Source organism: Pseudomonas gingeri, assembly GCF_013386165.1.
GTDB classification, from domain to species: domain Bacteria; phylum Pseudomonadota; class Gammaproteobacteria; order Pseudomonadales; family Pseudomonadaceae; genus Aquipseudomonas; species Aquipseudomonas gingeri_C.
Map to the genome: position 1 here is coordinate 63,001 of NZ_JACAOS010000016.1, position 23,312 is coordinate 86,312.

At 63.9% G+C, this 23,312-nt stretch carries 27 protein-coding genes; 15 read left to right on the forward strand and 12 right to left on the reverse strand.

The features are described 5' to 3' along the window. The first annotated feature begins 126 nt into the window (after nucleotides 1-126). Both HX866_RS16600 and HX866_RS16605 read left to right on the forward strand, forming a co-directional pair. A complete protein-coding gene (locus HX866_RS16600; RefSeq protein ID WP_177103226.1) occupies nucleotides 127-1,011 on the forward strand; it encodes a sugar nucleotide-binding protein in 885 nt (294 codons plus the stop codon). Further along, a complete protein-coding gene (locus HX866_RS16605; RefSeq protein ID WP_177140117.1) occupies nucleotides 1,004-1,933 on the forward strand; it encodes an NAD-dependent epimerase/dehydratase family protein in 930 nt (309 codons plus the stop codon). Before HX866_RS16600 ends, HX866_RS16605 begins: the two co-directional genes overlap by 8 nt. 74 nt (nucleotides 1,934-2,007) lie before the next feature. Here HX866_RS16605 and HX866_RS16610 read toward each other — a convergent pair whose 3' ends face one another. The 5 genes from HX866_RS16610 to HX866_RS16630 form a co-directional block, all read right to left on the reverse strand. Then, complete coding sequence (locus tag HX866_RS16610; protein WP_177095642.1) at nucleotides 2,008-2,691, reverse strand: OmpW/AlkL family protein; 684 nt, start codon at nucleotides 2,689-2,691, stop codon at nucleotides 2,008-2,010. Between the two features lie 257 nt (nucleotides 2,692-2,948). Then, a complete protein-coding gene (locus tag HX866_RS16615) occupies nucleotides 2,949-3,482 on the reverse strand; it encodes a DUF3299 domain-containing protein (protein WP_177140118.1) in 534 nt (177 codons plus the stop codon). A gap of 8 nt (nucleotides 3,483-3,490) precedes the next feature. After that, nucleotides 3,491-4,756, reverse strand: coding sequence for an ABC transporter permease (locus tag HX866_RS16620; RefSeq protein WP_177095646.1), 1,266 nt, complete (start codon nucleotides 4,754-4,756; stop codon nucleotides 3,491-3,493). Between the two features lies 1 nt (nucleotide 4,757). Beyond that, entirely contained in the window at nucleotides 4,758-5,468 is a 711-nt protein-coding gene (locus HX866_RS16625) for an ABC transporter ATP-binding protein (RefSeq protein WP_121135067.1), read from the reverse strand. A 132-nt stretch (nucleotides 5,469-5,600) separates the two neighbouring features. Continuing rightward, a complete protein-coding gene (locus HX866_RS16630; RefSeq protein WP_177095648.1) occupies nucleotides 5,601-6,218 on the reverse strand; it encodes a DUF2796 domain-containing protein in 618 nt (205 codons plus the stop codon). 135 nt (nucleotides 6,219-6,353) lie between these two features. Between HX866_RS16630 and HX866_RS16635 the strand changes: the two genes are divergently transcribed. Then, a complete protein-coding gene (locus HX866_RS16635) occupies nucleotides 6,354-6,704 on the forward strand; it encodes a hypothetical protein (RefSeq protein WP_177124420.1) in 351 nt (116 codons plus the stop codon). 129 nt (nucleotides 6,705-6,833) lie between these two features. On the opposite strand, the gene trxA is transcribed toward HX866_RS16635, so the two are convergent. From trxA to HX866_RS16650, 3 genes are all read right to left on the reverse strand, one after another. Beyond that, nucleotides 6,834-7,706, reverse strand: coding sequence for a thioredoxin (gene trxA, locus HX866_RS16640; RefSeq protein ID WP_177140119.1), 873 nt, complete (start codon nucleotides 7,704-7,706; stop codon nucleotides 6,834-6,836). 188 nt (nucleotides 7,707-7,894) lie between these two features. Then, nucleotides 7,895-8,551 carry a class I SAM-dependent methyltransferase gene (locus HX866_RS16645; protein ID WP_177140120.1) on the reverse strand — a complete coding sequence of 219 codons (657 nt, stop codon included), beginning with the start codon at nucleotides 8,549-8,551 and terminating at the stop codon, nucleotides 7,895-7,897. After that, nucleotides 8,548-9,006: a YbaY family lipoprotein gene (locus tag HX866_RS16650; protein WP_177095657.1), complete on the reverse strand. Its 459-nt coding sequence runs from the start codon at nucleotides 9,004-9,006 to the stop codon at nucleotides 8,548-8,550. Before HX866_RS16650 ends, HX866_RS16645 begins: the two co-directional genes overlap by 4 nt. 141 nt (nucleotides 9,007-9,147) lie before the next feature. On the opposite strand from HX866_RS16650, the gene nrdR reads away from it, so the two are divergent. From nrdR to HX866_RS16705, 11 genes are all read left to right on the forward strand, one after another. Next, entirely contained in the window at nucleotides 9,148-9,612 is a 465-nt protein-coding gene (nrdR, locus tag HX866_RS16655; RefSeq protein ID WP_177095659.1) for a transcriptional regulator NrdR, read from the forward strand. Then, on the forward strand, nucleotides 9,609-10,748 hold the full coding sequence (ribD, locus tag HX866_RS16660; protein ID WP_177140121.1) for a bifunctional diaminohydroxyphosphoribosylaminopyrimidine deaminase/5-amino-6-(5-phosphoribosylamino)uracil reductase RibD: 1,140 nt from the start codon (nucleotides 9,609-9,611) through the stop codon (nucleotides 10,746-10,748). Before nrdR ends, ribD begins: the two co-directional genes overlap by 4 nt. Before the next feature lie 43 nt (nucleotides 10,749-10,791). Beyond that, nucleotides 10,792-11,454 carry a riboflavin synthase gene (locus HX866_RS16665; protein ID WP_177095664.1) on the forward strand — a complete coding sequence of 221 codons (663 nt, stop codon included), beginning with the start codon at nucleotides 10,792-10,794 and terminating at the stop codon, nucleotides 11,452-11,454. A 30-nt stretch (nucleotides 11,455-11,484) separates the two neighbouring features. Continuing rightward, nucleotides 11,485-12,576 carry a bifunctional 3,4-dihydroxy-2-butanone-4-phosphate synthase/GTP cyclohydrolase II gene (gene ribBA / locus HX866_RS16670; RefSeq protein ID WP_177095666.1) on the forward strand — a complete coding sequence of 364 codons (1,092 nt, stop codon included), beginning with the start codon at nucleotides 11,485-11,487 and terminating at the stop codon, nucleotides 12,574-12,576. A gap of 91 nt (nucleotides 12,577-12,667) precedes the next feature. Next, nucleotides 12,668-13,144, forward strand: a complete 477-nt coding sequence (ribH, locus tag HX866_RS16675) for a 6,7-dimethyl-8-ribityllumazine synthase (protein ID WP_040071241.1) — start codon at nucleotides 12,668-12,670, stop codon at nucleotides 13,142-13,144. Further along, nucleotides 13,141-13,641, forward strand: coding sequence for a transcription antitermination factor NusB (nusB, locus tag HX866_RS16680; RefSeq protein WP_121135059.1), 501 nt, complete (start codon nucleotides 13,141-13,143; stop codon nucleotides 13,639-13,641). Before ribH ends, nusB begins: the two co-directional genes overlap by 4 nt. An 18-nt stretch (nucleotides 13,642-13,659) precedes the next feature. Continuing rightward, nucleotides 13,660-14,625, forward strand: a complete 966-nt coding sequence (gene thiL / locus HX866_RS16685; protein WP_177140122.1) for a thiamine-phosphate kinase — start codon at nucleotides 13,660-13,662, stop codon at nucleotides 14,623-14,625. Continuing rightward, on the forward strand, nucleotides 14,622-15,125 hold the full coding sequence (locus HX866_RS16690; RefSeq protein ID WP_177095670.1) for a phosphatidylglycerophosphatase A family protein: 504 nt from the start codon (nucleotides 14,622-14,624) through the stop codon (nucleotides 15,123-15,125). The genes thiL and HX866_RS16690 overlap by 4 nt, the downstream gene beginning before the upstream one ends. A 10-nt stretch (nucleotides 15,126-15,135) precedes the next feature. After that, on the forward strand, nucleotides 15,136-15,930 hold the full coding sequence (locus HX866_RS16695; RefSeq protein ID WP_177095672.1) for an ABC transporter substrate-binding protein: 795 nt from the start codon (nucleotides 15,136-15,138) through the stop codon (nucleotides 15,928-15,930). Nucleotides 15,931-16,029: 99 nt separating this feature from the next. Continuing rightward, the gene (gene ribA, locus HX866_RS16700) at nucleotides 16,030-16,647 is read left to right on the forward strand and encodes a GTP cyclohydrolase II (RefSeq protein WP_177095675.1); all 618 of its coding nucleotides are present in this window, start codon (nucleotides 16,030-16,032) and stop codon (nucleotides 16,645-16,647) included. Further along, entirely contained in the window at nucleotides 16,644-17,063 is a 420-nt protein-coding gene (locus tag HX866_RS16705; RefSeq protein ID WP_177095677.1) for an MFS transporter, read from the forward strand. Before ribA ends, HX866_RS16705 begins: the two co-directional genes overlap by 4 nt. Before the next feature lie 134 nt (nucleotides 17,064-17,197). Here the strand turns inward: HX866_RS16705 and dxs are convergent, their stop codons facing one another. The 3 genes from dxs to HX866_RS16720 form a co-directional block, all read right to left on the reverse strand. Further along, on the reverse strand, nucleotides 17,198-19,096 hold the full coding sequence (gene dxs / locus HX866_RS16710; RefSeq protein ID WP_177140123.1) for a 1-deoxy-D-xylulose-5-phosphate synthase: 1,899 nt from the start codon (nucleotides 19,094-19,096) through the stop codon (nucleotides 17,198-17,200). 113 nt (nucleotides 19,097-19,209) lie between these two features. After that, nucleotides 19,210-20,097, reverse strand: coding sequence for a (2E,6E)-farnesyl diphosphate synthase (gene ispA / locus HX866_RS16715; protein ID WP_177103249.1), 888 nt, complete (start codon nucleotides 20,095-20,097; stop codon nucleotides 19,210-19,212). After that, entirely contained in the window at nucleotides 20,094-20,336 is a 243-nt protein-coding gene (locus tag HX866_RS16720; protein WP_177095682.1) for an exodeoxyribonuclease VII small subunit, read from the reverse strand. The genes ispA and HX866_RS16720 overlap by 4 nt, the downstream gene beginning before the upstream one ends. 397 nt (nucleotides 20,337-20,733) lie before the next feature. Between HX866_RS16720 and HX866_RS16725 the strand changes: the two genes are divergently transcribed. Beyond that, a complete protein-coding gene (locus HX866_RS16725; RefSeq protein ID WP_177095684.1) occupies nucleotides 20,734-22,188 on the forward strand; it encodes an MFS transporter in 1,455 nt (484 codons plus the stop codon). On the opposite strand, the gene HX866_RS16730 is transcribed toward HX866_RS16725, so the two are convergent. Next, nucleotides 22,164-23,159: a LysR family transcriptional regulator gene (locus tag HX866_RS16730; protein WP_177095686.1), complete on the reverse strand. Its 996-nt coding sequence runs from the start codon at nucleotides 23,157-23,159 to the stop codon at nucleotides 22,164-22,166. The genes HX866_RS16725 and HX866_RS16730 overlap by 25 nt on opposite strands. Nucleotides 23,160-23,312: the final 153 nt, after the last annotated feature.

The following is a 23,312-nucleotide window of genomic DNA, read 5'->3' on the forward strand; positions in this document are numbered from 1 at the left end:
CACTTTATCCGTGACGGTTGCGCGCAAAACCCGCAAAATGCAACGATTCTGGCTATTACCAGCGGCAAGGCCATAGGCTTTCCGCTAACCACCATCGTTCTGAACAGACCTGGGCCTGCTGACTCTATGCGAATGCGCCTTATGTTACTGGGCGGCGGAAATGCCCTTGGGCAGGCGCTGATTCGCCTGGGTGCGGAGGAAGACATCGGTTTCCTCGCCCCCCGTCCGCCGCAAGACGGCTGGGACGCCGCGACCCTCACGCAACTGCTCGACGACACCCGTCCGGATGCGTTGATCAACCTTGCCTTCTACTTCGACTGGTTCCAGGCGGAGACGGTCGGCGAAGCGCGCCTGGCCGACCAGGAACGTGCGGTCGAGCGGCTGGCCGAACTCTGCCAGCACCACAACATTATTCTCCTGCAACCTTCCAGCTACCGGGTGTTCGACGGCTCGCGGGCCACGGCCTACAGCGAAAAGGACGAACCTGTGCCCCTGGGCCTGCGCGGCCAGGCGTTGTGGCGGATCGAGCAAAGTGTCCGCGCCACCTGCCCGCAACACGTATTGCTGCGCTTTGGCTGGTTGCTCGACGACAGTGCCGACGGCGCCCTCGGACGTTTCCTGGCTCGGGCCGAAAAGCCTGATGAATTACTGATGGCCGATGACCGGCGTGGCAATCCGACGCCGGTGGACGACGCGGCCCGGGTGATCATTTCGGTGCTCAAACAACTCGATTGTGCTGCGCCGTTGTGGGGCACCTACCACTACGCCGGCCATGAGGCGACCACGCCGCTGGCCCTGGGCCAGGCGATTCTCAGCGAAGCCCGGCCGTTGCACCCGCTGGCCATCGAGGCGCCGACCGCCCAGGCCCACGCCGCGCGTCCGGATGCCGCGGAAGAGCCTCAGCACGCGGTGCTGGCCTGCAAGAAAATCCTCCACACCTTCGGGATCAAGCCGCGTGCCTGGCGGGCAGCGTTGCCGGCGTTATTGGACAGATTCTATCGTCATGGTTGATGGCTGCATTCTGATCACCGGCGGAGCCGGTTTTATCGGCTCGAACCTGGCCGAAGCGTTGTTGGAACAGGGTTATTCGCTGCGCATCCTCGATGACTTGTCGACGGGCAAGCGCAGCAACCTGGCGTTGGACAATCCCCGGGTCGAACTGATTGAAGGCGATGTGGCCGATGCCGCCCTGGTGGTGCAGGTAATGCGCGGTTGCCAGGCCGTGGTGCACCTGGCGGCGGTGGCCTCGGTGCAGGCTTCGGTGGAAGACCCGGTGCGCACCCACCAGAGCAACTTCATCGGCACCCTGAATGTCTGCGAAGCCATGCGCCAGACCGGCGTCAAGCGGGTGTTGTTCGCCTCCAGCGCGGCGGTCTATGGCAACAACGGTGAGGGTGAGTCCATCGCCGAGGACACCGCCAAGTCGCCGCTGACGCCCTATGCCTCGGACAAACTGGCCAGCGAGCAGTATCTGGATTTCTACCGCCGCCAGCATGGCCTGGAGCCGGTGATCTTTCGTTTATTCAACGTCTTCGGGCCGCGCCAGGATCCGTCCTCGCCGTATTCCGGGGTGATCAGTATTTTTTGCGAGCGGGTCTTGAAGGGGCTGCCGATCACCATCTTCGGCGACGGCGAGCAGACCCGGGATTTCATCTACCTCGGCGATCTGGTGCAGATCCTGGTGCAGGCGCTTGAGGCGCCGCAGGTGCAGGAGGGCGCGATCAACGTTGGCCTGAACCGGGTGACGACGCTCAAGCAGATGCTGGCGGCGCTGGGCGAGGTGGTCGGCGCGCTGCCTGCGGTGACTTACGCGCCAGCGCGCTTGGGCGATATTCGCCATTCGCGGGCGAACAACCAGCGGCTGCTGGAGCGCTTCGAGCTGGCCGAACCGACGCCGATGAGTGTTGGGTTGGCACGTTTGCTGGGGCGCTGAGGTCAATCATCGACAATGAAAAAGGCGCCTGATCGAGGCGCCTTTTTCATGGGGTGATGGAAAGCTGGTTTTGCTTAGAACTTGTAGCCGATACCGACCATGTAGACCCACGGATCGACCTTCACATCCACTTTGGTCTGGCCTACGCCCAGGGCGGTCGGGCCGTCGACGGTGGCGTTGGTGTCGAGGTCCACGTACCAGACCGAGGCGTTGAGCAGCATGTGATCGGTGAGCATGTAATCGAAGCCCAGTTGCCCCGCCAGGCCCACCGAGTTCTGCAGCTTCAGGTTGCTGAAGCCTTCATCCTTGCGCTGGCTGGTCAGGTCTTCACCGAAGAACATCGTGTAGTTGATGCCAATACCGCCATAAGGCTGAAACTTCGAGCTGGCATCCAGCGGGTAGTACTGCAGCGACAGGGTCGGCGGCAGTTGCTTGATATCTCCCAGTTTACCGTCCAGCGCCGGGCCGAGGCCCTTGACCGATACTTCGTGGTGGAACGGCGTGGCGGCCAGCAGCTCCAGGCCGATATGGTCGGTGAACATGTAGGCGAAGGCCAGGCCCAGCTGGGTGTCGCTGTCCACCGTGGCCTTGGTGCCGGAGATCTTCGCGCCATCGAGTTTCAGGTCGCTGCTGCTGTCGTTCGGCGAGATGGTCGCGGCACCGGCGCGGACGATCACATCACCGGCCTGGTAGGCCTGTGCAAAGGGGGCGGCGAGGGCGAGCGCAACGAGGGAGGCGCTGAGCAGGGACTTGTGCATGGGGGGCTCCAAAGGACGTTTTGAATTCACTGTGTCCAATGGTAAAGAGCCATCCGAGGCGGTTCTTGACTCAGCTCAATGGAAAGGCCAATGGCGGGAGATGGCGGGAACTTTTGTGGCGCGCCTGTCGGCGCTATCGCGAGCAAGCTTGCTCCTACAGGACCAGAGCCGATCATACGATATTGGTTCGACGCCAATCCTGTAGGAGCAAGCTTGCTCGCGATGACGTCCTTGAAAACACCCATGAACCCCTGGTCTTACTCGGGCAACTCGTACACGTAGATCTTCTGCGCCTCCATGCTGTACCCCGCATCCGCCAGGTCGCTGGTGCTCGGCTTGACCTGCATGTCGCCCTCGATCCAATACGGCTGGTACAACTCGTCGACCTTGACCCCCAGCTCACTGGTGACATGCACGATCTGATTCGACGGCGGCGGTGGGACATGGATGCAGGCGCCGAAATACGGCACCAGCAGAAACTCCGTGGTCCGTCCCTCTTCACTGACTTCCAGCGGCACGATGTACCCCGGCAGGCGCACATGCTGGCCGTTCAGCGCCGTGACCACCGGCGCATCGGGCAACGATTGCTTGGCCGCCGGCGCAGCTTCAATGTCCATGGTGCCGATTTTCGACAGGTCATGCAGCGGCGTCATCTGCGGAATTTCCGGCGGCGCATCGGGCGGAATCATGTCCTGCCAGGCCAGTTCCTTCGGCTTGTCATCGGCCCACAGCGGCGTGGCCGTCATCACGGACAGCACCAGCAGCACGCCAGCCAGGACATTCTTCTTCATCGCAACACTCACAAACGGATGGACAGGCCATCGGCCAGGGATTGTCGATAGGCGCGCCACGCCGGCACGCTGCCCATCAACAGGGCAGCGACAAGGATACCGCCGAGCAGCGTCCATTCATATTCGCTCGGCCAGGCCAGCGGCAGAAACAGCCCGTAGTTCGACTGCACATAACCTTGGGCCAGGGCGATGCAGAGGTACAACAGACCGACCCCGGCGACCACCCCGGACAGCGCCAGGGCAAAGGCTTCCAGGATCAGCAGGCTGGCGATATGCCAAGGTCGCGCACCGACCGAACGCAGGATCGCCATCTCCCGGCGGCGTTCGTTGAGGCTGGTGAGGATGGCCGTGAGCATGCCGATCAAACCGGTCAGCACCACGAACAGCGACACCACGAACAGCGCTTTTTCCGCTGTGCCCATCAGGCTCCAGAGTTCCTGCAAGGCCACGCCCGGCAGGATCGCCAGCATCGGCTCGCCACGGAATTCGTTGATCTCCCGTTGCAGGGCGAAGGTCGAGACCTTGTTGTTCAGACCGAGCATAAAGGCGGTGATGGCTTGCGGCGTCAGGTCCATATTGCGGGCCTGGTCGGCGCTGATGCGCCCCGCGCCATGGGCCGGCACGCCGTTGTGCCAGTCGATGTGGATCGCCTCCATGCCGCCGAGGCTGATATGCAACGTGCGGTCCACCGGGGTGCCGGTACGCTTGAGGATACCGACCACGGTGAAGGGCTTGTCGTCATGCTTGACCAGGCTGATGGCGGCCACACCGTGGGCCAGCACCAGCTTGTCGCCGAGCTTGTAGTGCAGCGCGTCCGCGACCTCGGCGCCGAGTACCACCTCGAACGGATCGGTGGCGAAAGGGCGACCTTCGGCCAGTTCCAGGTTCTGCTGGTGACCGTACTGGTAATGCTCGAAATAGGCTTCGCTGGTCCCCAGTACGCGGTAGCCGCGATGGGAGTCGCCGAGGGACATCGGGATCGCCCACTTCACTTTCGGGTTGCTGGCGAAGTGCTCGAAGCTGTCCCAACGAATGTTGTTGGTGGCATTGCCGATGCGAAATACCGAGTACAGCAGCAGGTTCACCGAGCCGGAGCGGGCGCCGACGATCAGGTCGGTACCGCTGATGGTGCTGGCGAAGCTGGCGCGGGCTTCGGTGCGCACGCGCTCCACGGCCAGCAGCAGGCAGACCGACAGGGCGATGGCGAAGGCCGTGAGCAGGGCGGTGAAGCGGCGGTTGGCCAGGCTGGCCAGGGCCAGACGAAACAGATACATCTCAGACCTCCGCGGGCGTGGCCGCGCGATTCAATTCGGACAGCGACAGGTGACGGTCGAACAGCGGTGCCAGGCTCTGGTCATGGCTGACGAACAGCAAGCTCGAGCCGGCCTCGCGGCATTCGGCGAACAGCAGCCGGATAAAGGCTTCGCGGGCATCGTAGTCCAGCGCCGAGGTCGGCTCGTCGGCGATCACCAGCTCCGGCTGGCCGATCAGCGCGCGGGCGGCGGCGACCCGTTGTTGCTGGCCGATGGACAGCGAATCGGCGCGGCGTTCGAGCAGGGCCGGATCGCTCAGGCCGAGGTGCGCGAGCAGGGTCGCGGCGGCTTTGTCGGCGCTGCCGTGGCGCTGGATCGCGCGACTGGCGCGCAGCTTGGAAAAGTGGCACGGCAGTTCGACGTTTTCGCGCACCGAGAGAAACGGCAGCAGGTTGAATTGCTGGAAAATATAGCCGGTGTGGTCGACGCGAAAACGGTCGCGGGCACCGGCGCCCAGTTCGGTGAGTTCCTGGCCGAGCAGGCGAATGCTGCCGCGGCTGGGTTTCTGCACGCCGCCCAGCAGGCCCAGCAGGGTGGTCTTGCCGCTGCCGCTGGGGCCTTTGAGAAACAGTGTTTCGCCCGGTTCCAGGCGGAACGCCGGGATGTCCAGCAACTGCGGATGCCCGGGCCAGTTGAAGCCCAGGTCGGACAGTTCGATAAGTGCTTGGGTCATAAAGGCCGATTCACAGGTGGAGTGCCTTTGTAGGAGCCGGCTTGCTGGCGATTCAGGCGCCGCGGTGTTTCAGGTCGACCGCGTTATCGTTCATCGCCAGCAAGCTGGCTCCTACAAGGGGATTAAGGTGTATCAGTACTTCAGGGTGGCAGCCTCTGGCGTGAGGTCAACCCCTTGTTGACCACTGCCGGAAATCAACTGCACCTGGATCTTGTGGGTGGCCGGGAAAGTCTTGAACACCTGGCCCAGGTCCAGGGTCTTCAGCGCGGCCGGAGTGGTGCAGGTGAACTGGTAGTGAGCGTGGATCTCGCTGTGGTCGTGATGGTGCTCGGCACCGGCGACCGGTGTGGTCCCGGCGGCTTCGGGAGCGTGATCGTCGTCATCATCGTCATCGGCATCGACGTCTTCAGGTGCCGGATCGCCGAACAGCGGGCTCTCCAGTTCCTGGTCGGCCACCACGCAGCCGGCGGCTTTCGGCAGGTTGAACAGATCCAGCGGTTTCTCCAGCAACGCGTGTACGGCGGCAACCTTGGCCTTGTCGGCATCGCTGGTGGCGAGGTGTTCGAAGCCCACCAGGTTCATCGCTGGGCTTTGCAGTTCCAGTTCCAGGGTCTGGCCGTCCAGCGCGGCGTTCAGCCGGCCAACGCCGTGCTCGTGGGCGCCAAGGCTGCCATGTTCGTGGGCTTCATGGGCCTGGGCGGCAACCAGCGGGAGCAGGGCAAAAGGCAGGGCGAGCAGCAGGTGGCGCATGGCGTTTCTCCAGGAACGACGACAAAGGTGTTTTGTTATGTGATCTTATAACAATTTATGTCTTGTTCGGCCACTGACTTGGCGTCTTGGATGACGCGTGGGAGCATGGGCGCTTGCTATTGCGAGGTGAGCGTTATGGTGCGAATTCGAGGCACTATCGGCCAATGGCCGGTGGATCTGACAGTAGAGCTGGATGAGGCCGATTGGGCGCGATTGGGCGCGCAGTTGCCAGTGCCGACGTCGGTGGACACAGGGGCTGCGGTGGCGGCCCGGCCGGTGAGCCAGGACGAAGCGTTGTGGCAGACCGCGAAGGACCTGGTGCGCCAGGCCGGGCAGATCGACGGGCCGCAGTTGCTGGGACAATTGGAAGGGTTGGCGGGGAGTACGGCGGCGGCCAAGCGCCTGCTGGTGCGCTTGCGCCATAGCAGCGAGATCAAGGTGGTGAGCGGGGCGGATTCGCCGCTCTACAGCTGGGTCGAGGCCTGAGAGCGGAATGTCGATCTCCTGCACGACGTACTCCTGTAGGAGCCGGCTTGCTGGCGATGCAGGCGACGCGGTGCAGCAGACAGACCGCGTTATCGTTCATCGCCAGCAAGCCGGCTCCTACAAGTTGCGTCAGTACAGCGCCGCAAACAACCGACGGCGGTAGGTGGTCACCAGCGGGTGGTCATTGCCCAGCAGGTCGAATACCTGCAGCAAGGTCTTGTGCGGCAGGCCTTCGCTGTAACTGCGGTTACGGATGAACAGCTTGAGCAAACCGTCCAGTGCGGCTTCGTATTGCTGACGCGACAGCTGCTGCACCGCCAACTGATAGACCGCCTCATCGTCCTGCGGGTTCTGCGCCAGGCGCGCCTTCAAATCAGCGACCTCCGGCAGGTCAGCCGCCTGACGCAAGAAGGTTAACTGCGCCTTGGCACCCGCCAGCGCGGCCTTGTGCTCGTCGCTTTTCACCGCGTCCAACACGGCCTGGGCTTCGCCCAACTCGCCGCGTTCAGCCAGGCACCGGCCATAAAGAATCAGCGCCTTGGCATTGCTGTTGTCTTCACCCAGCAGCACCTTGAGCAGCGCCTCGGCATCACCCATTCGACCTTCGGCAAACAGCGCCTCGGCCTGCTCAAGAGGATCGGCGACCGCCGGCGGTGGCATCTGCACATGGGGTTCGAGCATCGTGCGCACCGCCGATTCCGGCTGGGCGCCGGCGAAACCGTCGACGGGCTGACCGTCCTTGAACAGCACCACGGTCGGCAGGCTGCGAATGCCGAAACGGGCGACGATATCCTGCTCCGCATCGCAGTCGACCTTGGCCAGCAACAGTTCACCCTGATAGCTCTCGGCGATCTGTTGCAGCATCGGCATCAACGCCTTGCAGGGCGCGCACCACTCGGCCCAGAAATCCACCAGCACCGGCTTGTGGAACGAGTTCTCGATCACCGACTGGTCGAAGTCAGCGGTGGTGGCGTCGAAAATGTAGGGGATGGGCTGAGTCATCGGAATCTCGGAAAACGGGTAATGGGGCAACTATAAGGCCTGGGCGGGTTGACCGGAAGCACGAGCAACCGGTGAGCACCACCGACCTGTAGGAGCCGGCTTGCTGGCGATGAACGATAACGTGGTCTGTCTGCTGCACCCCGTCGCCTGCATCGCCAGCAAGCCGGCTCCTACAGGTCGGGATGGGGTCAGGCTCGGCTGGCGTGATACAGGCTCACGTGGCGAAACTCTTCCGGCTCCGCCAGGTCCGGCAGGGTAAAGGCCTCGAGCATTTCCAGGCGTCGATACAACGGATGGCGGAAATCCCGCACCCGCGAATCCGCCACCAACGCTTCCCGGCCCCGGCTGAGAAACTGGTCGAGCAACGGCAGGTTCTCCCGGTCATACAGCACATCCGCCACCAGAATCAGGTCGAAACGATCACTCTCGGCGAAGAAGTCCACGCTGTAGCTCAGTTCCACCCCATTGAGCGCGGCATTCGCCCGACAGGCCGCCAGGGCCAATGGGTCGAGGTCGCAGGCCACCACTTCCAGCGCCCCGGCCCGGGCCGCGGCAATCGCCGCCACACCGGAACCGGCGCCGAAATCCAGCACTCGTTTGCCCGTCACCCACTGCGGCTGTTCGGCCAGGTAACGGGCCATGGCCAGGCCGCTGGCCCAGCAGAAACTCCAGTAGGGCGGTTCATGCAGGATTCGCCGGGTTTCTTCGGGGGTAAAGGCGCGGTCCATGTTCTGCGCGTCGATCAGCCACAACTGCAACGCGGTCCCCGGCAAGGGACAGGCCACCAGTTGGGCATCGCCCAGCAACTCGCTCAAGGACTGTTGCAGGTCCGCCGGTGCACTCATGGCGCGGTAAAGAATTGCAGCTGCCCCAACGCCTGGGTGGTCGGCTCGGTGATACCGCGTGACGGTAGATGCAGGATCAATTGCCCGGACAGGCTGGCCCGCCCGCGCAATTCCACGCGGCTGCCCACCGGGAACACGTCCGGGTTGAAGCGCAGGCGGAACGGCAGGACCTGGCCGGTGCCGTTGATCTTGCTGCTGGCCAGCAACTGCTGTGGACGACCGCGCTCGTCGATCACCAGCAGGGCCAGTTCCACTTCGGCGTCCTTGGGGACGCCCTGCAAGGTGCCGCTCAATTCACGTTGAAAACTGGGCAGCGGGCCCAGTTCCTCATAGGGATTGACCGGTTTGCTCGCCTGCTGTTGGGCCGGTACTGCCGGAGCGGGCTTGGGCGGTGGGCTGCCGCAAGCAGCCAGGAGGCCGGCGAGGCTGAGCAAAACAAGCGGTCGTACGGACATGAACGGCTCCAACTGAAGGCAAAATCCGGTGCATCGGTCTGAGTAAAAGGTAGTCGGGCGACTGTATACCGCAAACCCTATGGCTTGTCTTGCCACGGGGATGCGCTACCATGGCCCTCCCATTTTTTGTTGCCTGCCACCATGCACTGTCCCTTCTGCGGTGCCAACGACACCAAAGTCATCGACTCGCGTCTGGTCGCCGAGGGCGAGCAGGTGCGCCGCCGGCGCGAATGCCTGGCCTGCGGTGAACGTTTTACCACCTTCGAGACCGCCGAACTGGTCCTCCCGCGCCTGATCAAACAGGACGGCAGCCGCCAACCCTTCGACGAAGAAAAACTTCGCGCCGGCATGCAGCGCGCGCTGGAAAAGCGCCCGGTCAGTGTCGAACGCCTGGAAGCCGCGCTGGTGCACATCAAGCACAAGCTGCGGGCCACCGGCGAACGTGAGGTCAAGTCGCTGGTCGTCGGTGAGCTGGTGATGGCCGAGTTGCAGAAACTCGATGAAGTCGCCTATATCCGTTTCGCTTCGGTCTATCGCCGCTTCCAGGACCTCAACGAGTTCCGCGAAGAGATCGACCGCCTGGCCCGCGAGCCCGCCAAAGAATGAGCCTTTCAACCGAGCAAGCCGTCCTCGACGCCCATTACATGGCCCGTGCCCTGGAGCTGGCCCGCAAGGGTCGCTACTCGACACACCCGAACCCACGGGTTGGCTGTGTGATCGTGCAAGGTGGTGTGGTGGTCGGCGAAGGCTGGCACGTGCGCGCCGGCGAACCCCATGCCGAGGTGCATGCTTTGCGCGAGGCGGGTGAAAACGCCCGTGGCGCCACGGCCTATGTGACCCTTGAACCCTGCAGCCACTTCGGTCGTACGCCGCCGTGCGCCGACGCCCTGGTCAAAGCTGGCTTGGCGCGGGTGGTCGCGGCCATGCAGGACCCCAACCCGGAAGTCGCCGGGCGTGGCCTCAAGCGCCTGGCCGATGCCGGGATCGCGGTGCACAGCGGTGTGCTGGAAGGCGAAGCGCGCGCGCTCAACCAGGGTTTCCTCAAACGTATGGAGCACGGCGTGCCGTTCGTGCGGATCAAGCTGGCGATGAGCCTGGACGGGCGTACTGCCATGGCCAGCGGCGAAAGCCAATGGATCACCGGCCCCGAGGCGCGCTCCGCGGTACAACGCCTGCGAGCCCAGGCCAGTGTGGTGCTGACCGGTGCCGACAGCGTGCTGGCGGACCAGGCGCGGATGACCGTGCGCCCCGCCGAGTTGGGGCTCGATCCCGAGCTGACCGCCCTGGCCGAACGCCGTCCACCCCTGCGGGTGCTGATCGACGGTCGCCTGCGGGTGCCGCTGGATGCGCCATTCTTCACCGCAGGTCCGGCGCTGGTGGTGACCTGCACCCCGGGCGCCGCCGAACGTTATCAAGCCCTGGGCCATGAATTGCTGGAAGTGCCCGGCGCCGAAGGTCATGTCGACCTGCGCCGCTTGCTCACCGAGCTGGCCGCCCGTGGCATCAACGAAGTGCTGGTGGAGGCCGGTCCGCGCCTGGCGGGGGCCTTTGCCCGGCAAGGCCTGGTGGACGAATACCAATTGTTTGTCGCCGGTCAGTTCCTCGGCTCCACGGCGCGCCCATTGTTGGACTGGCCGCTGGAACAGATGAATCAGGCGCCCCGGCTGAAAATCATTGAAATGCGCGCAGTCGGCAATGACTGGCGAGTCACCGCAATACCTGATCCTGCACCCGGCGTATAATTTTCGCTTGCGCCACGCGCGGGCCGTTCTCGAGGAGGACTTCATGTTTACCGGCATCATTGAATCCATCGGCAGTATCCGTGCCTTGAACCCCAAGGGCGGCGACGTCCGCGTCTACGTGGAAACCGGCAAGCTGGACCTCGCCGACGTCAAGCTCGGCGACAGCATCGCGGTCAACGGCGTCTGCCTGACCGCGGTCGAGCTGCCAGGCGACGGCTTCTGGGCCGACGTCAGCCGTGAAACCCTGGACTGCACCGCCTTCAACCAATTGAAAGCCGGCAGCCGGGTCAACCTGGAAAAAGCCCTGACCCCGACCACCCGTCTCGGTGGGCACCTGGTCAGCGGCCATGTCGACGGTGTCGGCGAAGTGGTCGCCCGTGAAGAAAACGCCCGGGCCATCCAGTTCCGCATCCGTGCGCCGAAAGACCTGGCCAAATACATCGCCCACAAGGGCTCGATCACCGTCGACGGCACCAGCCTGACGGTCAACGCGGTGAATGGCGCCGAGTTCGAACTGACCATCGTCCCGCACACCCTGGCCGAAACCATCATGGCCGACTACCGTCCAGGTCGTCAGGTCAACCTCGAAGTCGACCTGCTGGCCCGTTACCTGGAGCGTCTGCTGCTGGGTGACAAGGCGGCAGAGCCGTCGAGCGGTGGCATCAGCGAAAGCTTCCTGGCCGCCAACGGCTACCTCAAATCCTGACACCCAAATTTTGAAAGAAGGGGGTGCCGCGTGGCGCTCAACACGATTGAAGAGCTGGTCGAAGACATTCGCCAAGGCAAGATGGTCATCCTCATGGATGACGAAGACCGTGAGAACGAAGGCGACCTGATCATGGCCGCCGAATGCTGCAAGGCCGAGCACATCAACTTCATGGCCAAGCACGCCCGCGGGCTGATCTGCATGCCCATGAGTCGTGAGCGCTGCGAACTGCTCAAGCTGCCGCTGATGGCGCCGCGCAACGGTTCCGGCTTTGGCACCAAGTTCACCGTGTCCATCGAGGCCAGCGAAGGTGTGACCACCGGCATCTCCGCCGCTGACCGCGCCCGCACCGTGCAAGCGGCTGCCGCCAAGGACGCCAAGGCTGAAGACATCGTCAGCCCCGGCCACATCTTCCCGCTGATGGCCCAGCCCGGCGGCACCCTGGCCCGCGCCGGCCACACCGAAGCCGCCTGCGACCTGGCGCGCATGGCCGGTTTCGAGCCGAGCGGGGTGATCTGCGAAGTGATGAACGACGATGGCACCATGTCCCGTCGCGCTGAACTGGAAACCTTCGCCGCCGAACACAACATCAAGATCGGCACCATCGCCGACCTGATCCACTACCGGATGATCCACGAACGTACCGTTCAGCGGATTGCCGAGCAGCCGCTGGACAGCGAGCTGGGGCATTTCAACCTGGTCACCTATCGTGATTCGGTGGAAGGCGACGTGCACATGGCCCTGACGCTGGGCAGCTTCTGCGCCGAAGAGCCGACCCTGGTGCGGGTGCATAACATGGACCCGCTGCGCGACCTGCTGATGGTCAAGCAACCCGGGCGCTGGAGCCTGCGCGCCGCCATGGCCGCGGTGGCCGAGGCCGGCAGCGGCGTGGTGCTGTTGCTCGGTCACCCGCTGGATGGTGACGTGCTGCTGGCGCATATCCGCGAGACCGCTGACCAGGCCCCGGCGAAAAAACCGACCACCTACAGCATTGTCGGTGCCGGCTCGCAGATCCTGCGCGACCTGGGTGTACGAAAAATGCGCCTGATGAGTGCACCGATGAAGTTCAATGCGATATCCGGTTTCGACCTGGAAGTAGTAGAATACGTGCCCTCCGAATAAAGACTGGCTGCTCGCGGCCCTTGATTCGCGGTTCAAATATCCCTGAGGGGCGCGTACTAGGCGCGCCCCGGCTCTTTAAGAGAATTGTCGAATGACCCTGAAGACCATCGAAGGTACCTTCATCGCCCCCAAAGGCCGCTATGCCCTGGTGGTCGGCCGCTTCAACAGCTTCGTCGTTGAAAGCCTGGTGAGCGGTGCCGTTGACGCCCTGGTTCGCCACGGTGTCAGCGAAAGCGACATCACCATCATCCGCGCACCTGGCGCCTTCGAAATCCCGCTGGTCGCGCAGAAAGTCGCCCAGAAAGGCGATTTCTCGGCAATCATCGCCCTCGGCGCGGTCATTCGTGGCGGTACTCCGCACTTCGAATACGTGGCTGGCGAATGCACCAAGGGCCTGGCCCAGGTCTCCATGGAATTCGGCGTGCCGGTTGCCTTCGGCGTGCTGACCGTTGACTCCATCGAACAAGCCATCGAACGTTCCGGCACCAAAGCCGGCAACAAAGGCGCCGAAGCCGCCCTTTCCGCCCTGGAAATGGTCAGCTTGCTGGCGCAATTGGAGGCTGTGTGATTAGCGACGAAAGCGATCGTTTCAACCCGCGCGATCCGAAGCCTGAAGGCTCCGGCAAGCCCTCCAAAAGCGTCAAGCGTCGCGAGGCCCGTCAGCTCGCGACCCAGGCCCTGTACCAGTGGCACATGGCCAAGCAGTCGCTGAACGAGATCGAGGCGCAGTTTCGGGTCGACAACGACTTCACTGATGTCGATGGCGCTTACTTCCGTGAAATCCTCCACGGCGTTCCGCAGTTCAAGAGCGAGATCGACACGGTCCTCAAGCCGTGCCTGGACATCGAGATCGAAGAACTGGACCCGGTTGAACTGGCGGTGTTGCGCCTGTCCACCTGGGAACTGCTCAAGCGCGTCGACGTGCCTTACCGCGTCGTGATCAACGAAGGGATCGAACTGGCCAAGGTCTACGGTTCCACCGACGGTCACAAGTTCGTCAACGGCGTGCTCGACAAACTGGCGCCGCGCCTGCGTGAAGCTGAAGTGAAGGCGTTCAAGCGCTGATCCGCGCTTGACCTTGGCATGGGCGAGTTCGAGCTGATCCGCAACTTCTTTGCCGCCGCGCCTTGTGCGCAGGCCGGCGAGGGCGTTGCCCTGGGCATCGGCGACGACTGCGCCCTGCTGAGCGTCCCCGCCGGGGAGCAACTGGCGATTTCCACCGACACCCTGGTGGCGGGTGTGCATTTCGCCGACCCCTGCGACCCTTTCCTGCTCGGCCAGCGTGCGCTGGCCGTAGCCGCCAGTGACCTGGCCGCCATGGGCGCCACGCCCCTGGCCTTTACCCTCGCGTTGACCTTGCCGCACAACGACGCCGGTTGGCTGCAAGCCTTCGCCCGCGGTTTGAACCTGATGGCGCAACACTGCGACCTGCGTCTGGTGGGTGGCGACACCACCCGTGGGCCGCTGTGCCTGACACTGACCGTGTTCGGTCGGGTGCCGACAGGCCAGGCGCTGACCCGCAGCGGCGCGCAAGTCGGTGACCTGCTATGTGTCGGTGGCGACTTGGGCAATGCGGCGGGCGCCTTGCCGCTGGTGCTGGGCCAGCGGATGGCGGCGCCGGCGATTGCCGAACCGCTGCTGGAGCACTACTGGTCGCCCAAGCCGCAACTGGCACTGGGTCAGTTCTTGCGCAACAAGGCCACCTCGGCACTGGATATCTCTGACGGGCTCTTGGCCGATTGCGGGCATATCGCGGCGGCGTCCTCCGTCAGGTTGCAGGTCGAACGCGAAGCCTTGCCAGTGTCTTCGGCACTGCTGGCCTTTGCCGGCCAGGACGGCGCCTACGAGGCGGCCCTCAGCGGGGGTGACGACTACGTATTGGCCTTCACTCTGCCACCCGGCGAGCTGCCTGGATTGCTGGCGGCCCACAGCTCGGTGCGGGTGATCGGTCAGGTGCTGGCCGGTCAGGGCGTGGTCCTGGTGGACACCGCCGGTCGCGACATCACGCCGGCGCGGCGCGGCTACCAACATTTCCCGGAGACCCCGTGACAGATCATCCCAAGCAGACCCCGGCCGAATTCGTACCGCCGTCGGTCTGGCGCAATCCCTGGCATTTCCTGGCTTTCGGCTTCGGTTCTGGCACCTTGCCCAAGGCGCCGGGCACCTGGGGTTCGCTGGTTGCGCTACCCTTTATACCGTTATGGCAGATGTTGCCCGACTGGGGCTACTGGCTGATGCTCGGCGTCACCATGCTGTTCGGCTTCTGGCTGTGCGGCAAGGTCGCCAACGATCTGCGGGTACACGACCACGAAGGCATCGTCTGGGACGAGATGGTCGGGATGTGGATCACCCTCTGGCTGGTGCCGGACGGTTGGTACTGGTTGCTGGCGGGGTTTTTGCTGTTCCGCTTCTTCGACATCCTCAAGCCCTGGCCGATCCGCTGGATCGACCGGCATGTCCATGGCGGCGTCGGCATCATGCTCGACGACGTTCTGGCCGGGGTATTCGCCTGGCTGGTCATGCAAGGGCTGGTGCACCTGTTTACCTGAGGATTCAGGCATGTCTGGTTGTCGGTTGTGGGTCGTACTGCTCTGCCTGTTGGCGAGTGGCGTTGTAGGCAATGTCGTTCAGGCGAGTGAAGAAACCTCTTCGCCTGGGCTGATCCATCTCGCCAGCGAGGAATGGGCCGACTACACCGGCGCCGACGGTCACGGCCTGGCCTGGGATCTCATGCGGCTGATCTTCGAGCCCAAGGGCGTCAAGGTGCTGATCAGCACCGAACCCTATGTCCGGGCGATCGGGCTGGTGCAGCGCGGCGAGGCGGACGCCTGGGTGGGGGCTTATCGCAGTGACGTGACGGGGGCCCTTTATCCGCGCTGGCATTTCGACGTCGATCATCTCTATGCCCTGGGGCTGGCGAGCAATCCGCAGCCGACCCTGGAAACCCTGGGTATCTACCGTCTGGCCTGGATGCGTGGCTACAGGTACCAGAACTACCTGCCCAATGTCCGCCACTACAACGAAATCGTGCGCCGGGACGGGATCTTGTTGATGCTCTCGCAAAGCCGTGCCGACTACTACATCGATGCACTGTCCGAGGTGAAAGGGGTGCAGGGGCGCGCCGCGCACCCGGAGATGTTCCGGCGTAGCCATTTGCTCGACCTGCCGCTGTACCTGGGGTTTGCCGACAACGCGCGGGGCCGTTCATTGCTGGCCCTGTATGACCAGCGGATGGAGGAGCTGGTCAAGAGTGGCGAGTTGCGGGCTATTTTCGAACACTGGAAGCAGCCATATCCGTTCGACAGCCTGCCGACGCCGGTGCCACCGCCGGTGCCGACGCATCAAACTTATTGATAGTTATCATGGACAATTCAGCCTAAGCGTCTGTAGGAACCTACTGTTACAATGCGACCTCTGCGAATTTCCAGTCCTCATACTGATCAGGAGCACACGGTGCCCGTCGTTTTCGTCGCCGCTTCCAAACTGCCAACCCCCTTTGCGACCTTCACCATGAATGGCTTTCTCGAAGAAGCCACCGGTCGTGAACACGTCGTGCTGACCCTGGGGGACGTGGCGGATGGCGCACCGGTTCTTGGCCGTGTGCATTCCGAATGCCTGACCGGCGATGCCTTGTTCAGCCAGCGCTGCGATTGCGGCTCTCAGTTGGAGGCTGCCTTGCGGGCGATTGCCAAGGAAGGTCGGGGTGCCTTGCTGTACCTGCGCCAGGAAGGGCGCGGCATTGGCCTGATGAACAAGATCCGTGCCTATGAGTTGCAGGATGGCGGGGCCGACACCGTCGAGGCCAACGAGCGCCTGGGTTTTGCCGCCGACCTGCGGGACTACGCGATCTGCCGGCCAATGCTCGAACACCTGGGCATCAAGTCCCTGCGCCTGATGACCAACAACCCGCGCAAGGTCAAGGCCTTGACCGACATGGGCATCAACGTGGCCGAGCGCGTGCCGCTGCAGACCGGGCAGAACCCGCACAACAAACTCTACCTGGCGACCAAGGCCGACAAGCTCGGCCACATGATGGGCAACGAGCACCAGAGCGAGGCTGATCCGGCGTGACCCGTGGCCAGGTGAAGCGTCGGCTGGCGGTGGGCTGGTACAAGCAACTGCTGCTGAGCGTTCTGCCACTGTTTGTCGCGAACTGGCTTTTCGGGCAGACGGATCCGCTGTTGCCGGTACTGGCGATGCCGTTCTTCATTGCTGGCGTGGCTTCGATGTTTGTCAGCCTGCGCTTTTTCGGGGCTTACAAGCGCTCGTTGATCGCGACCCAGGCGGCGCTGGATACGCCGGAAGAGCCAGCGGCGTGGATCGAGCTGGCCGACGTGCGCCGCAAAGCCCTGGTGGTGGCCGCTTTGCCGACCTGGATCGGTACCCTGGCGGTGTTTGTCGGGTTGGAGGCGGTGCCGTTGATGTTGCTGGTGCTGTCCAGCGTGGTGCTGTTCTATCTGTACCGCATTCCGCGTCAGTTGGGCTGATCAGCTCGACGCTGCTCCCCCCTGTAGGAGCGAGCTTGCTCGCGATGGTCGCCAACGATAACGCGGGGCACCTGAAGCCCCGCAGTGGCTGAACTACCATCGCGAGCAAGCTCGCTCCTACAGGGAGGGTGTCTTTACAGGTTGAGCAGTTTCATCCGCTCGGTCACCGATGCTTCGATTCCCGCCACATCCAACCCGCATTCGGCCAGCATCTGCGCGGGTTTGGCGTGCTCGACATAGCTGTCCGGCAAGCCCAGGTGCAGCACCGACTTGAGCAGGTTGTCACGGGCCAGGAACTCGCTGACCGCCGCGCCGGCACCGCCCATGATGGCGTTTTCCTCGATAGTCACCAGCAACTCATGGCTACCGGCCATTTCACGCACCAGGGCTTCGTCCAGTGGTTTGACGAAACGCATGTCGACCACGGTCGCATCCAGCTTTTCAGCCACGATCAACGCTTCGGTCAGTTGCACGCCAAATACCAGCAGGGCTACTTTGCTGCCCCGACGGCGAACCACGCCCTTGCCGATCTCGATCGGCTCCAGGTCTTTCTCGATGGTCGCGTTCGGTCCGGTACCGCGTGGATAACGCACGGCTGCGGGACCTGCGTACAGGTGCCCGGTGGTCAGCATCTTGCGCAGTTCGTTCTCGTCGCTCGGGGTCATCACCAGCATGCCGGGGATGCAGCGCAGGTACGACAGGTCGAAACTGCCGGCATGGGTCGGGCCGTCTTCGCCCACCAGACCGGCGCGGTCGATGGCGAACAGCACGTCGAGGTTCTGCACCGCGACGTCATGGACCAACTGGTCATAACCGCGTTGCAGGAAGGTGGAGTAGATCGCGACCACCGGCTTGGCGCCTTCGCAGGCCATGCCGGCGGCAAAGGTCACCGCATGTTGCTCGGCAATCGCCACGTCGAAGTAGCGCAGCGGGAAACGTTCGCTGAACGCCACCAGGTCCGAGCCTTCCTTCATCGCCGGGGTAATGCCTACCAAGCGCGGGTCGGCGGCGGCCATGTCGCACAGCCATTCGCCGAACACGCCGGAGTATTTCGGTCCGCTGGCTTTCTTCGGCGCGGCGGCCGGGGCGTTCAGGGGCTCGAGCTTGGTGATTGCGTGGTAACCGATCGGGTCGAGTTCCGCTGGAGCGAAACCCTTGCCCTTCTTGGTCACCACGTGCAGGAACTGCGGGCCCTTGAGGTCACGCATGTTGCGCAGGGTGGCGATCAGAGTCGGCAGGTCATGGCCGTCGATCGGGCCGATGTAGTTCCAGCCCAGCTCTTCGAACAGGGTGCCGGGGACCAACATGCCCTTGGCGTATTCTTCGGTGCGGCGGGCGATTTCCCAGGCGCCGGGCAGGCGCGACAGCACTTTCTTGCTGCCTTCGCGCATGCTCGCGTAGGTACGGCTGGAGAGAATCTTCGCCAGGTAGTTCGACAGGCCGCCGACATTGCGCGAAATCGACATGTCGTTGTCGTTGAGGATCACCAGCATGTTGGCGTCGACTTCCGGCGCGTGGTTCAGCGCCTCGAACGCCATGCCGGCGGTCAGCGCGCCATCGCCGATCACGGCAATGGCCTTGCGATCGCTGTTCTGCAGCCGGGCGGCGATGGCCATGCCCAGGGCGGCGCTGATGGAGGTGCTGGAGTGACCGACGCCAAAGGTGTCGTACTCGCTCTCCGAGCGGCGCGGGAAGGCGGCCAGGCCGTCCTTCTGCCGCAGCGTGTGCATGCGCTCACGACGACCGGTGAGGATCTTGTGCGGATACGCCTGATGACCCACGTCCCACACCAGCCGATCGTCCGGGGTGTCGAAGACGTAATGCAGCGCGATGGTCAGTTCGATCACGCCGAGGCCGGCACCGAAGTGCCCGCCGGTCTGGCCGACCGAATAGAGCAATTCCAGGCGCAGCTCATCGGCCAGGGTTTCCAGCTCGGCTTCACCTAACCGGCGCAGGCCGGCCGGCGTTTCGGCACGATCCAGCAGGGGCGTGGTCGGGCGCTTGCGGGGAATCTCATGGAACGTCGTGGGCATCAGGCGAATCGTTATAGGTATAGAAGAGGCGGCAGTTTACCTGATGCATCGCACGCTGCCCACGCAGAGCGTCGAAGTTGGCTGATATGCGCGCTTGAAGGCGGTGCCTGGGATCAGCTGCGACGTTCGACGATATAGCGGGCCAGCTCGCGCAACGGTTCGGCGCACGCGTCAAACGGTCGCAGGGCATGCAACGCCTGATCCCGCAGTTCCAGGGCGTAGGCCTTGGCGGCATCCAGGCCGAGCAGGGCCGGGTAGGTCGGCTTGTCGCGGGCGATATCGGCGCCCTGGCGTTTGCCCAGGGTCGCGGTGTCGCTTTCCACGTCGAGAATATCGTCCTGCACCTGGAAGGCCAGGCCGATGGCCTGGGCGTAGTTCTGCAGGGAGCGCAATTCGTCTTTTTCTGCCTGGCCGCTGGCCAGGGCGCCGAGTTTGACGCTGGCTTCGATCAGCGCGCCGGTCTTGTGCCGGTGCATGTATTCCAGGGCTTTCTGGTCGAGCTTGAGGCCCACTGAACCGAGGTCGATGGCCTGGCCGCCAACCATGCCGGCCGGGCCGGCGGCATGGGCCAGGGCGCTGACCATGGTCAGGCGGATATCGGCATTCAGGTCGCTCAGGCGCGGGTCGAGCAGGGCGCTGAAGGCCAGGCTTTGCAGGCCGTCGCCGGCGAGGATCGCACAGGCTTCGTCGAAGGCCTTGTGGGTGGTCGGCTGGCCGCGACGCAGGTCGTCGTCGTCCATGGCCGGCAGGTCGTCGTGGACCAGCGAGTAGGCGTGGATCAGCTCCACCGCGCAGGCCGCGCCGTTGGCCTGTTCAGGCTTGCCGCCGAGGGCTTCGCAGGCGGCATAGGCGAGCAGGGGACGCACGCGCTTGCCGCCGTTCATCACGCTGTAGCGCATGGCTTCATAAAGACGCGTGAGTTCGGCGCTGGGGGCGTTGAACAGGGTATCGAGTGCGGCGTTGACCCGGGCCTGACTGCTGGCCTGATAGGCTTTGATCATTCTGCTGATTCCGCGTCGAAGGGTTCTTCGGCCAGTTCGCCGTCGCGCTCGAGGAGGATCTGCACCTTCTGCTCGGCCTGGGCCAGGGCGCCCTGGCAGTCACGGGTCAGGCGGATGCCTTGTTCGAAGGCGGTCAGCGAGTCTTCCAACGACAATTCGCCGTTCTCCAGACGTTCGACCAGGGTTTGCAGGTCGGCAAGGGATTGCTCGAAGTCCAGGGAAGCTTTTTTGCGGGCCATGGCGGCGATCTCGGTAGGCGTTGAACGGGCGCGACACTAGCAGACAGCGGGTTTAGGGGCAAATGCGAGGGTGTGCTACTCACGGGTCTGAAAGGCTGACACGGTCCTTTGTAGGAGCGAGCTTGCTCGCGATGGTAGCCCAGGCTCCGCGGTGTATCAGGTCCCCCAGCGTTATCGTTAACGACCATCGCGAGCAAGCTCGCTCCTACAGAGGGGGGCGATTCCGGGGCAGGGGATTGTCCCGATTTACGGTGCGGGGTATCCCGGTTTGTCCCGCTAGTCGGCACAAAGTCGTCTCTTTTATAGTAGTCCATCGATCAGGGATGAATGATCGACATGGACCTCCCTCTCGTCGCCCCGATATTTCCCTGCGCTTCTACCCATAAGGCTGTCCTCCATGGCGTCTTCTTCCGCTCGTGTTGCCGGTTCCGGCGTGCTGTTGCTGATCATCCTGGCCTGCCAGTTGATGATTGTGCTCGACGTCACCGTGCTCTATACCGCCTTGCCGCATATTCAAAAGGCCCTGGACCTCTCGCTTCCCGACCTGACCTGGGTGCAGAACGCCTACACCCTGGCTTTTGGCGGCATGATGCTGCTCGGGGCCCGGGCCGGCGACTTGCTGGGCCGGCGCCGGGTGTTTCTGGTGGCGGTGACGGTGTTCACCCTGGCTTCGTTGCTGGGCGGTTTGGCCCAGTCGGCCCATGAGCTATTGATCGCCCGGGGCGTGCAGGGGATTGCCGCGGCATTCCTGGCGCCCTCGACCCTGGCGCTGATGCTGACTCACTTCCCTCCGGGACCGCAGCGTCTGCGGGCCATCAGCTTCTATACCGCCGTGTCCGGTGGTGGCGGTGCGCTGGGGCTGGTGCTCGGCGGCGTGCTGACCGACCTGCTGTCCTGGCGTTGGGTGATGTTCATCAATCTGCCGGTGGGGATTGCCCTGCTGGCCCTGGCCTGGCGTTATCTGCAGGAAACCGAGCGGCACACCGGCCATTTCGACCTGGCGGGAGCACTGACCGTCACCTTCGGCATGAGCGCGCTGGTCTATTGTTTCGTACGGGCCGGCGCCCAGGGCTGGGATGACGCCCTGACCCTCGTGGCGCTGGCCTGTGCCCTGGTCTTGCTGAGCCTGTTCGTCTGGATCGAACGCCGTGCCGAACAACCGATCATGCCGCTGCACCTGTTCGCCAGTGCCGAGCGTTCCGGTGCCTATGTCAGCCGCATGTTGCTGGTGGGCGGGATGGTCGGCACCTACTTCTTCCTGATCCAGTATGTCCAGGAAGTGCTGGGCTACACCGCGCTCAAGGCCGGTGAAGCGTTTCTGGCGCTGACCCTGACCCAGTTCGCCATGTCGGTGTACGGGGTGAAGTGGCTGGCACGGCACATGAGTCCGGCGGTGATGCTGTTCTGCGGGCTGGCGACGGCGCTGGTGGGGATGGCGCTGCTGACCGGGCTGGGCTCGGACGTGGCGTACTTTCCGCATTTGATGCTGCCGTTGATCATTCTCGGGATCGGTTGTGGCGCGGCGTTCGTGCCGCTGACCAGCGCCGGGATTGCCGGGGTGGAACCGCAGAATGCCGGGGCCGCATCGGGTCTGGTCAACGTCGCGCACCAGGTCGGTGGTTCGCTGGGCACGGCGGTGATCGTGGCGATTGTCGGCATGGCGGCGCGGCTGTCACCGGCTCCGGTAGGTCTGGACGCTGACGCCCAGGCGCGGTTTGCCTTGAGTCATGCGCTGTCCGTGGGCGCCACCAGTTCGGCGGTATTTTTCGGCTTGGCGCTGGTGGTGGTGTTTTTCACCTCGCGCCATGCCCGTCGGCGGGAGCGTCTTCAGGCGGCTGACGCGGCGTCCTGAACGCGCCTGGCCACCTCGCTCAGTTGTGAGCGCAGCCAGCAGTGGGCCGGTTCGGCGTCATGGTGGGTGTGCCAGATGAGGTCCAGCGACCTGGGTGCCGAGGGGTAGGGCAGTTCCTGGGTGACCAGGTCGAGTGTTCGGCTGAACAAGACCGCCAGGGGGCGCGGGACGATGGCCATCAACTCACTGTCTTCCAGCAGCATCGGAATCGCCATGAAGTGCGGGATCGAGACCTGCCGGCGTGGTCGCAGCCCGAGGCTTTCAAGGGCGCTTTCGAGGGCCGGGCGGTCGTAGCCGTCGGCGAGTCGAGCCAGGCCACGCTCCAGGATATAGCTCGGTGGCGCCCCGTCGGCGGCGGTGCCGAGAGACATGACCACCAGTGAATAGCGCGCCAGGTCTTGCAGGGTGACGGCGCGCTGTGCGGTGGGATGCCGTTTGCAGGTCACCAGCACTTCTTCCTGCTGCCACAAGGTTTGCGAGCGCAGGCGCTCCGGCGGGTCCTGAAACATGCCGAGGGCGATGTCGATGCGACCGAGGTCGATCTGCTCGGCCAGGTCCAGGCGGGTTGAGGGTGTGATCACCAGATTGATGCCCGGGGCTTCGGCGGCCAGCAGGCGGTTGAACGGCGGCAGCAGGACCGTCGACGAGTAATCGCTGGCAGCGATCACGAACGAACGCCGGGCTGAGGCAGGGTCGAAGGCGCTGGTCGCCCGGGTCAGCACGGCGTTGATGTTCTGCAGGGCTTCGCGCACCGCAGCGCTGATCTCGAAGGCGTAGTGGGTCGGGGTCATGCCCTTGCCGGTACGCACGAAGATCTCTTTGCCGACGCTGTCGCGCAGACGTGAAAGCGCATGACTGACCGCCGACTGACTCAGGTGCAGGCGCTGGCTGGCACGCAGGACACTGCGCTCCTCCATCACGGCGTCGAAGACCCGCAGCAGGTTGAGGTCGAGGCGGTCGAAAGCAATCATTCGTGGGGCTCCGGTGGCGGTGGGGAATTCTGTGCCGAGCGGGGGCCGTGAGCAATCCGTGATGTCTTGGTTTTTTTGCCGGCGCCGCGCGTGCTAGAGGCGTGCACAGACTTGGCGTGTTTTTAGAAGTGAATCCTGTGCACTTCAACTGTG

Excerpts from the sequence above, each read along its gene's own strand:
- HX866_RS16630 (WP_177095648.1), bottom strand. The coding sequence starts at position 6,218 with ATGCGCCACCTGCTGCTCGCCCTGCCTTTTGCCCTGCTCCCGCTGGTT.
- HX866_RS16650 (WP_177095657.1), bottom strand. The coding sequence starts at position 9,006 with ATGTCCGTACGACCGCTTGTTTTGCTCAGCCTCGCCGGCCTCCTGGCT.
- HX866_RS16730 (WP_177095686.1), bottom strand. The coding sequence starts at position 23,159 with ATGATTGCTTTCGACCGCCTCGACCTCAACCTGCTGCGGGTCTTCGAC.
- nrdR (WP_177095659.1), top strand. The coding sequence starts at position 9,148 with ATGCACTGTCCCTTCTGCGGTGCCAACGACACCAAAGTCATCGACTCG.
- HX866_RS16620 (WP_177095646.1), bottom strand. The coding sequence starts at position 4,756 with ATGTATCTGTTTCGTCTGGCCCTGGCCAGCCTGGCCAACCGCCGCTTC.
- HX866_RS16645 (WP_177140120.1), bottom strand. The coding sequence starts at position 8,551 with ATGAGTGCACCGGCGGACCTGCAACAGTCCTTGAGCGAGTTGCTGGGC.
- trxA (WP_177140119.1), bottom strand. The coding sequence starts at position 7,706 with ATGACTCAGCCCATCCCCTACATTTTCGACGCCACCACCGCTGACTTC.
- HX866_RS16625 (WP_121135067.1), bottom strand. The coding sequence starts at position 5,468 with ATGACCCAAGCACTTATCGAACTGTCCGACCTGGGCTTCAACTGGCCC.
- HX866_RS16615 (WP_177140118.1), bottom strand. The coding sequence starts at position 3,482 with ATGAAGAAGAATGTCCTGGCTGGCGTGCTGCTGGTGCTGTCCGTGATG.
- thiL (WP_177140122.1), top strand. The coding sequence starts at position 13,660 with ATGGGCGAGTTCGAGCTGATCCGCAACTTCTTTGCCGCCGCGCCTTGT.
- HX866_RS16635 (WP_177124420.1), top strand. The coding sequence starts at position 6,354 with ATGGTGCGAATTCGAGGCACTATCGGCCAATGGCCGGTGGATCTGACA.
- HX866_RS16605 (WP_177140117.1), top strand. The coding sequence starts at position 1,004 with ATGGTTGATGGCTGCATTCTGATCACCGGCGGAGCCGGTTTTATCGGC.
- HX866_RS16600 (WP_177103226.1), top strand. The coding sequence starts at position 127 with ATGCGAATGCGCCTTATGTTACTGGGCGGCGGAAATGCCCTTGGGCAG.
- HX866_RS16665 (WP_177095664.1), top strand. The coding sequence starts at position 10,792 with ATGTTTACCGGCATCATTGAATCCATCGGCAGTATCCGTGCCTTGAAC.
- ispA (WP_177103249.1), bottom strand. The coding sequence starts at position 20,097 with ATGATCAAAGCCTATCAGGCCAGCAGTCAGGCCCGGGTCAACGCCGCA.
- ribD (WP_177140121.1), top strand. The coding sequence starts at position 9,609 with ATGAGCCTTTCAACCGAGCAAGCCGTCCTCGACGCCCATTACATGGCC.
- HX866_RS16695 (WP_177095672.1), top strand. The coding sequence starts at position 15,136 with ATGTCTGGTTGTCGGTTGTGGGTCGTACTGCTCTGCCTGTTGGCGAGT.
- HX866_RS16720 (WP_177095682.1), bottom strand. The coding sequence starts at position 20,336 with ATGGCCCGCAAAAAAGCTTCCCTGGACTTCGAGCAATCCCTTGCCGAC.
- dxs (WP_177140123.1), bottom strand. The coding sequence starts at position 19,096 with ATGCCCACGACGTTCCATGAGATTCCCCGCAAGCGCCCGACCACGCCC.
- ribH (WP_040071241.1), top strand. The coding sequence starts at position 12,668 with ATGACCCTGAAGACCATCGAAGGTACCTTCATCGCCCCCAAAGGCCGC.
- HX866_RS16610 (WP_177095642.1), bottom strand. The coding sequence starts at position 2,691 with ATGCACAAGTCCCTGCTCAGCGCCTCCCTCGTTGCGCTCGCCCTCGCC.
- HX866_RS16725 (WP_177095684.1), top strand. The coding sequence starts at position 20,734 with ATGGCGTCTTCTTCCGCTCGTGTTGCCGGTTCCGGCGTGCTGTTGCTG.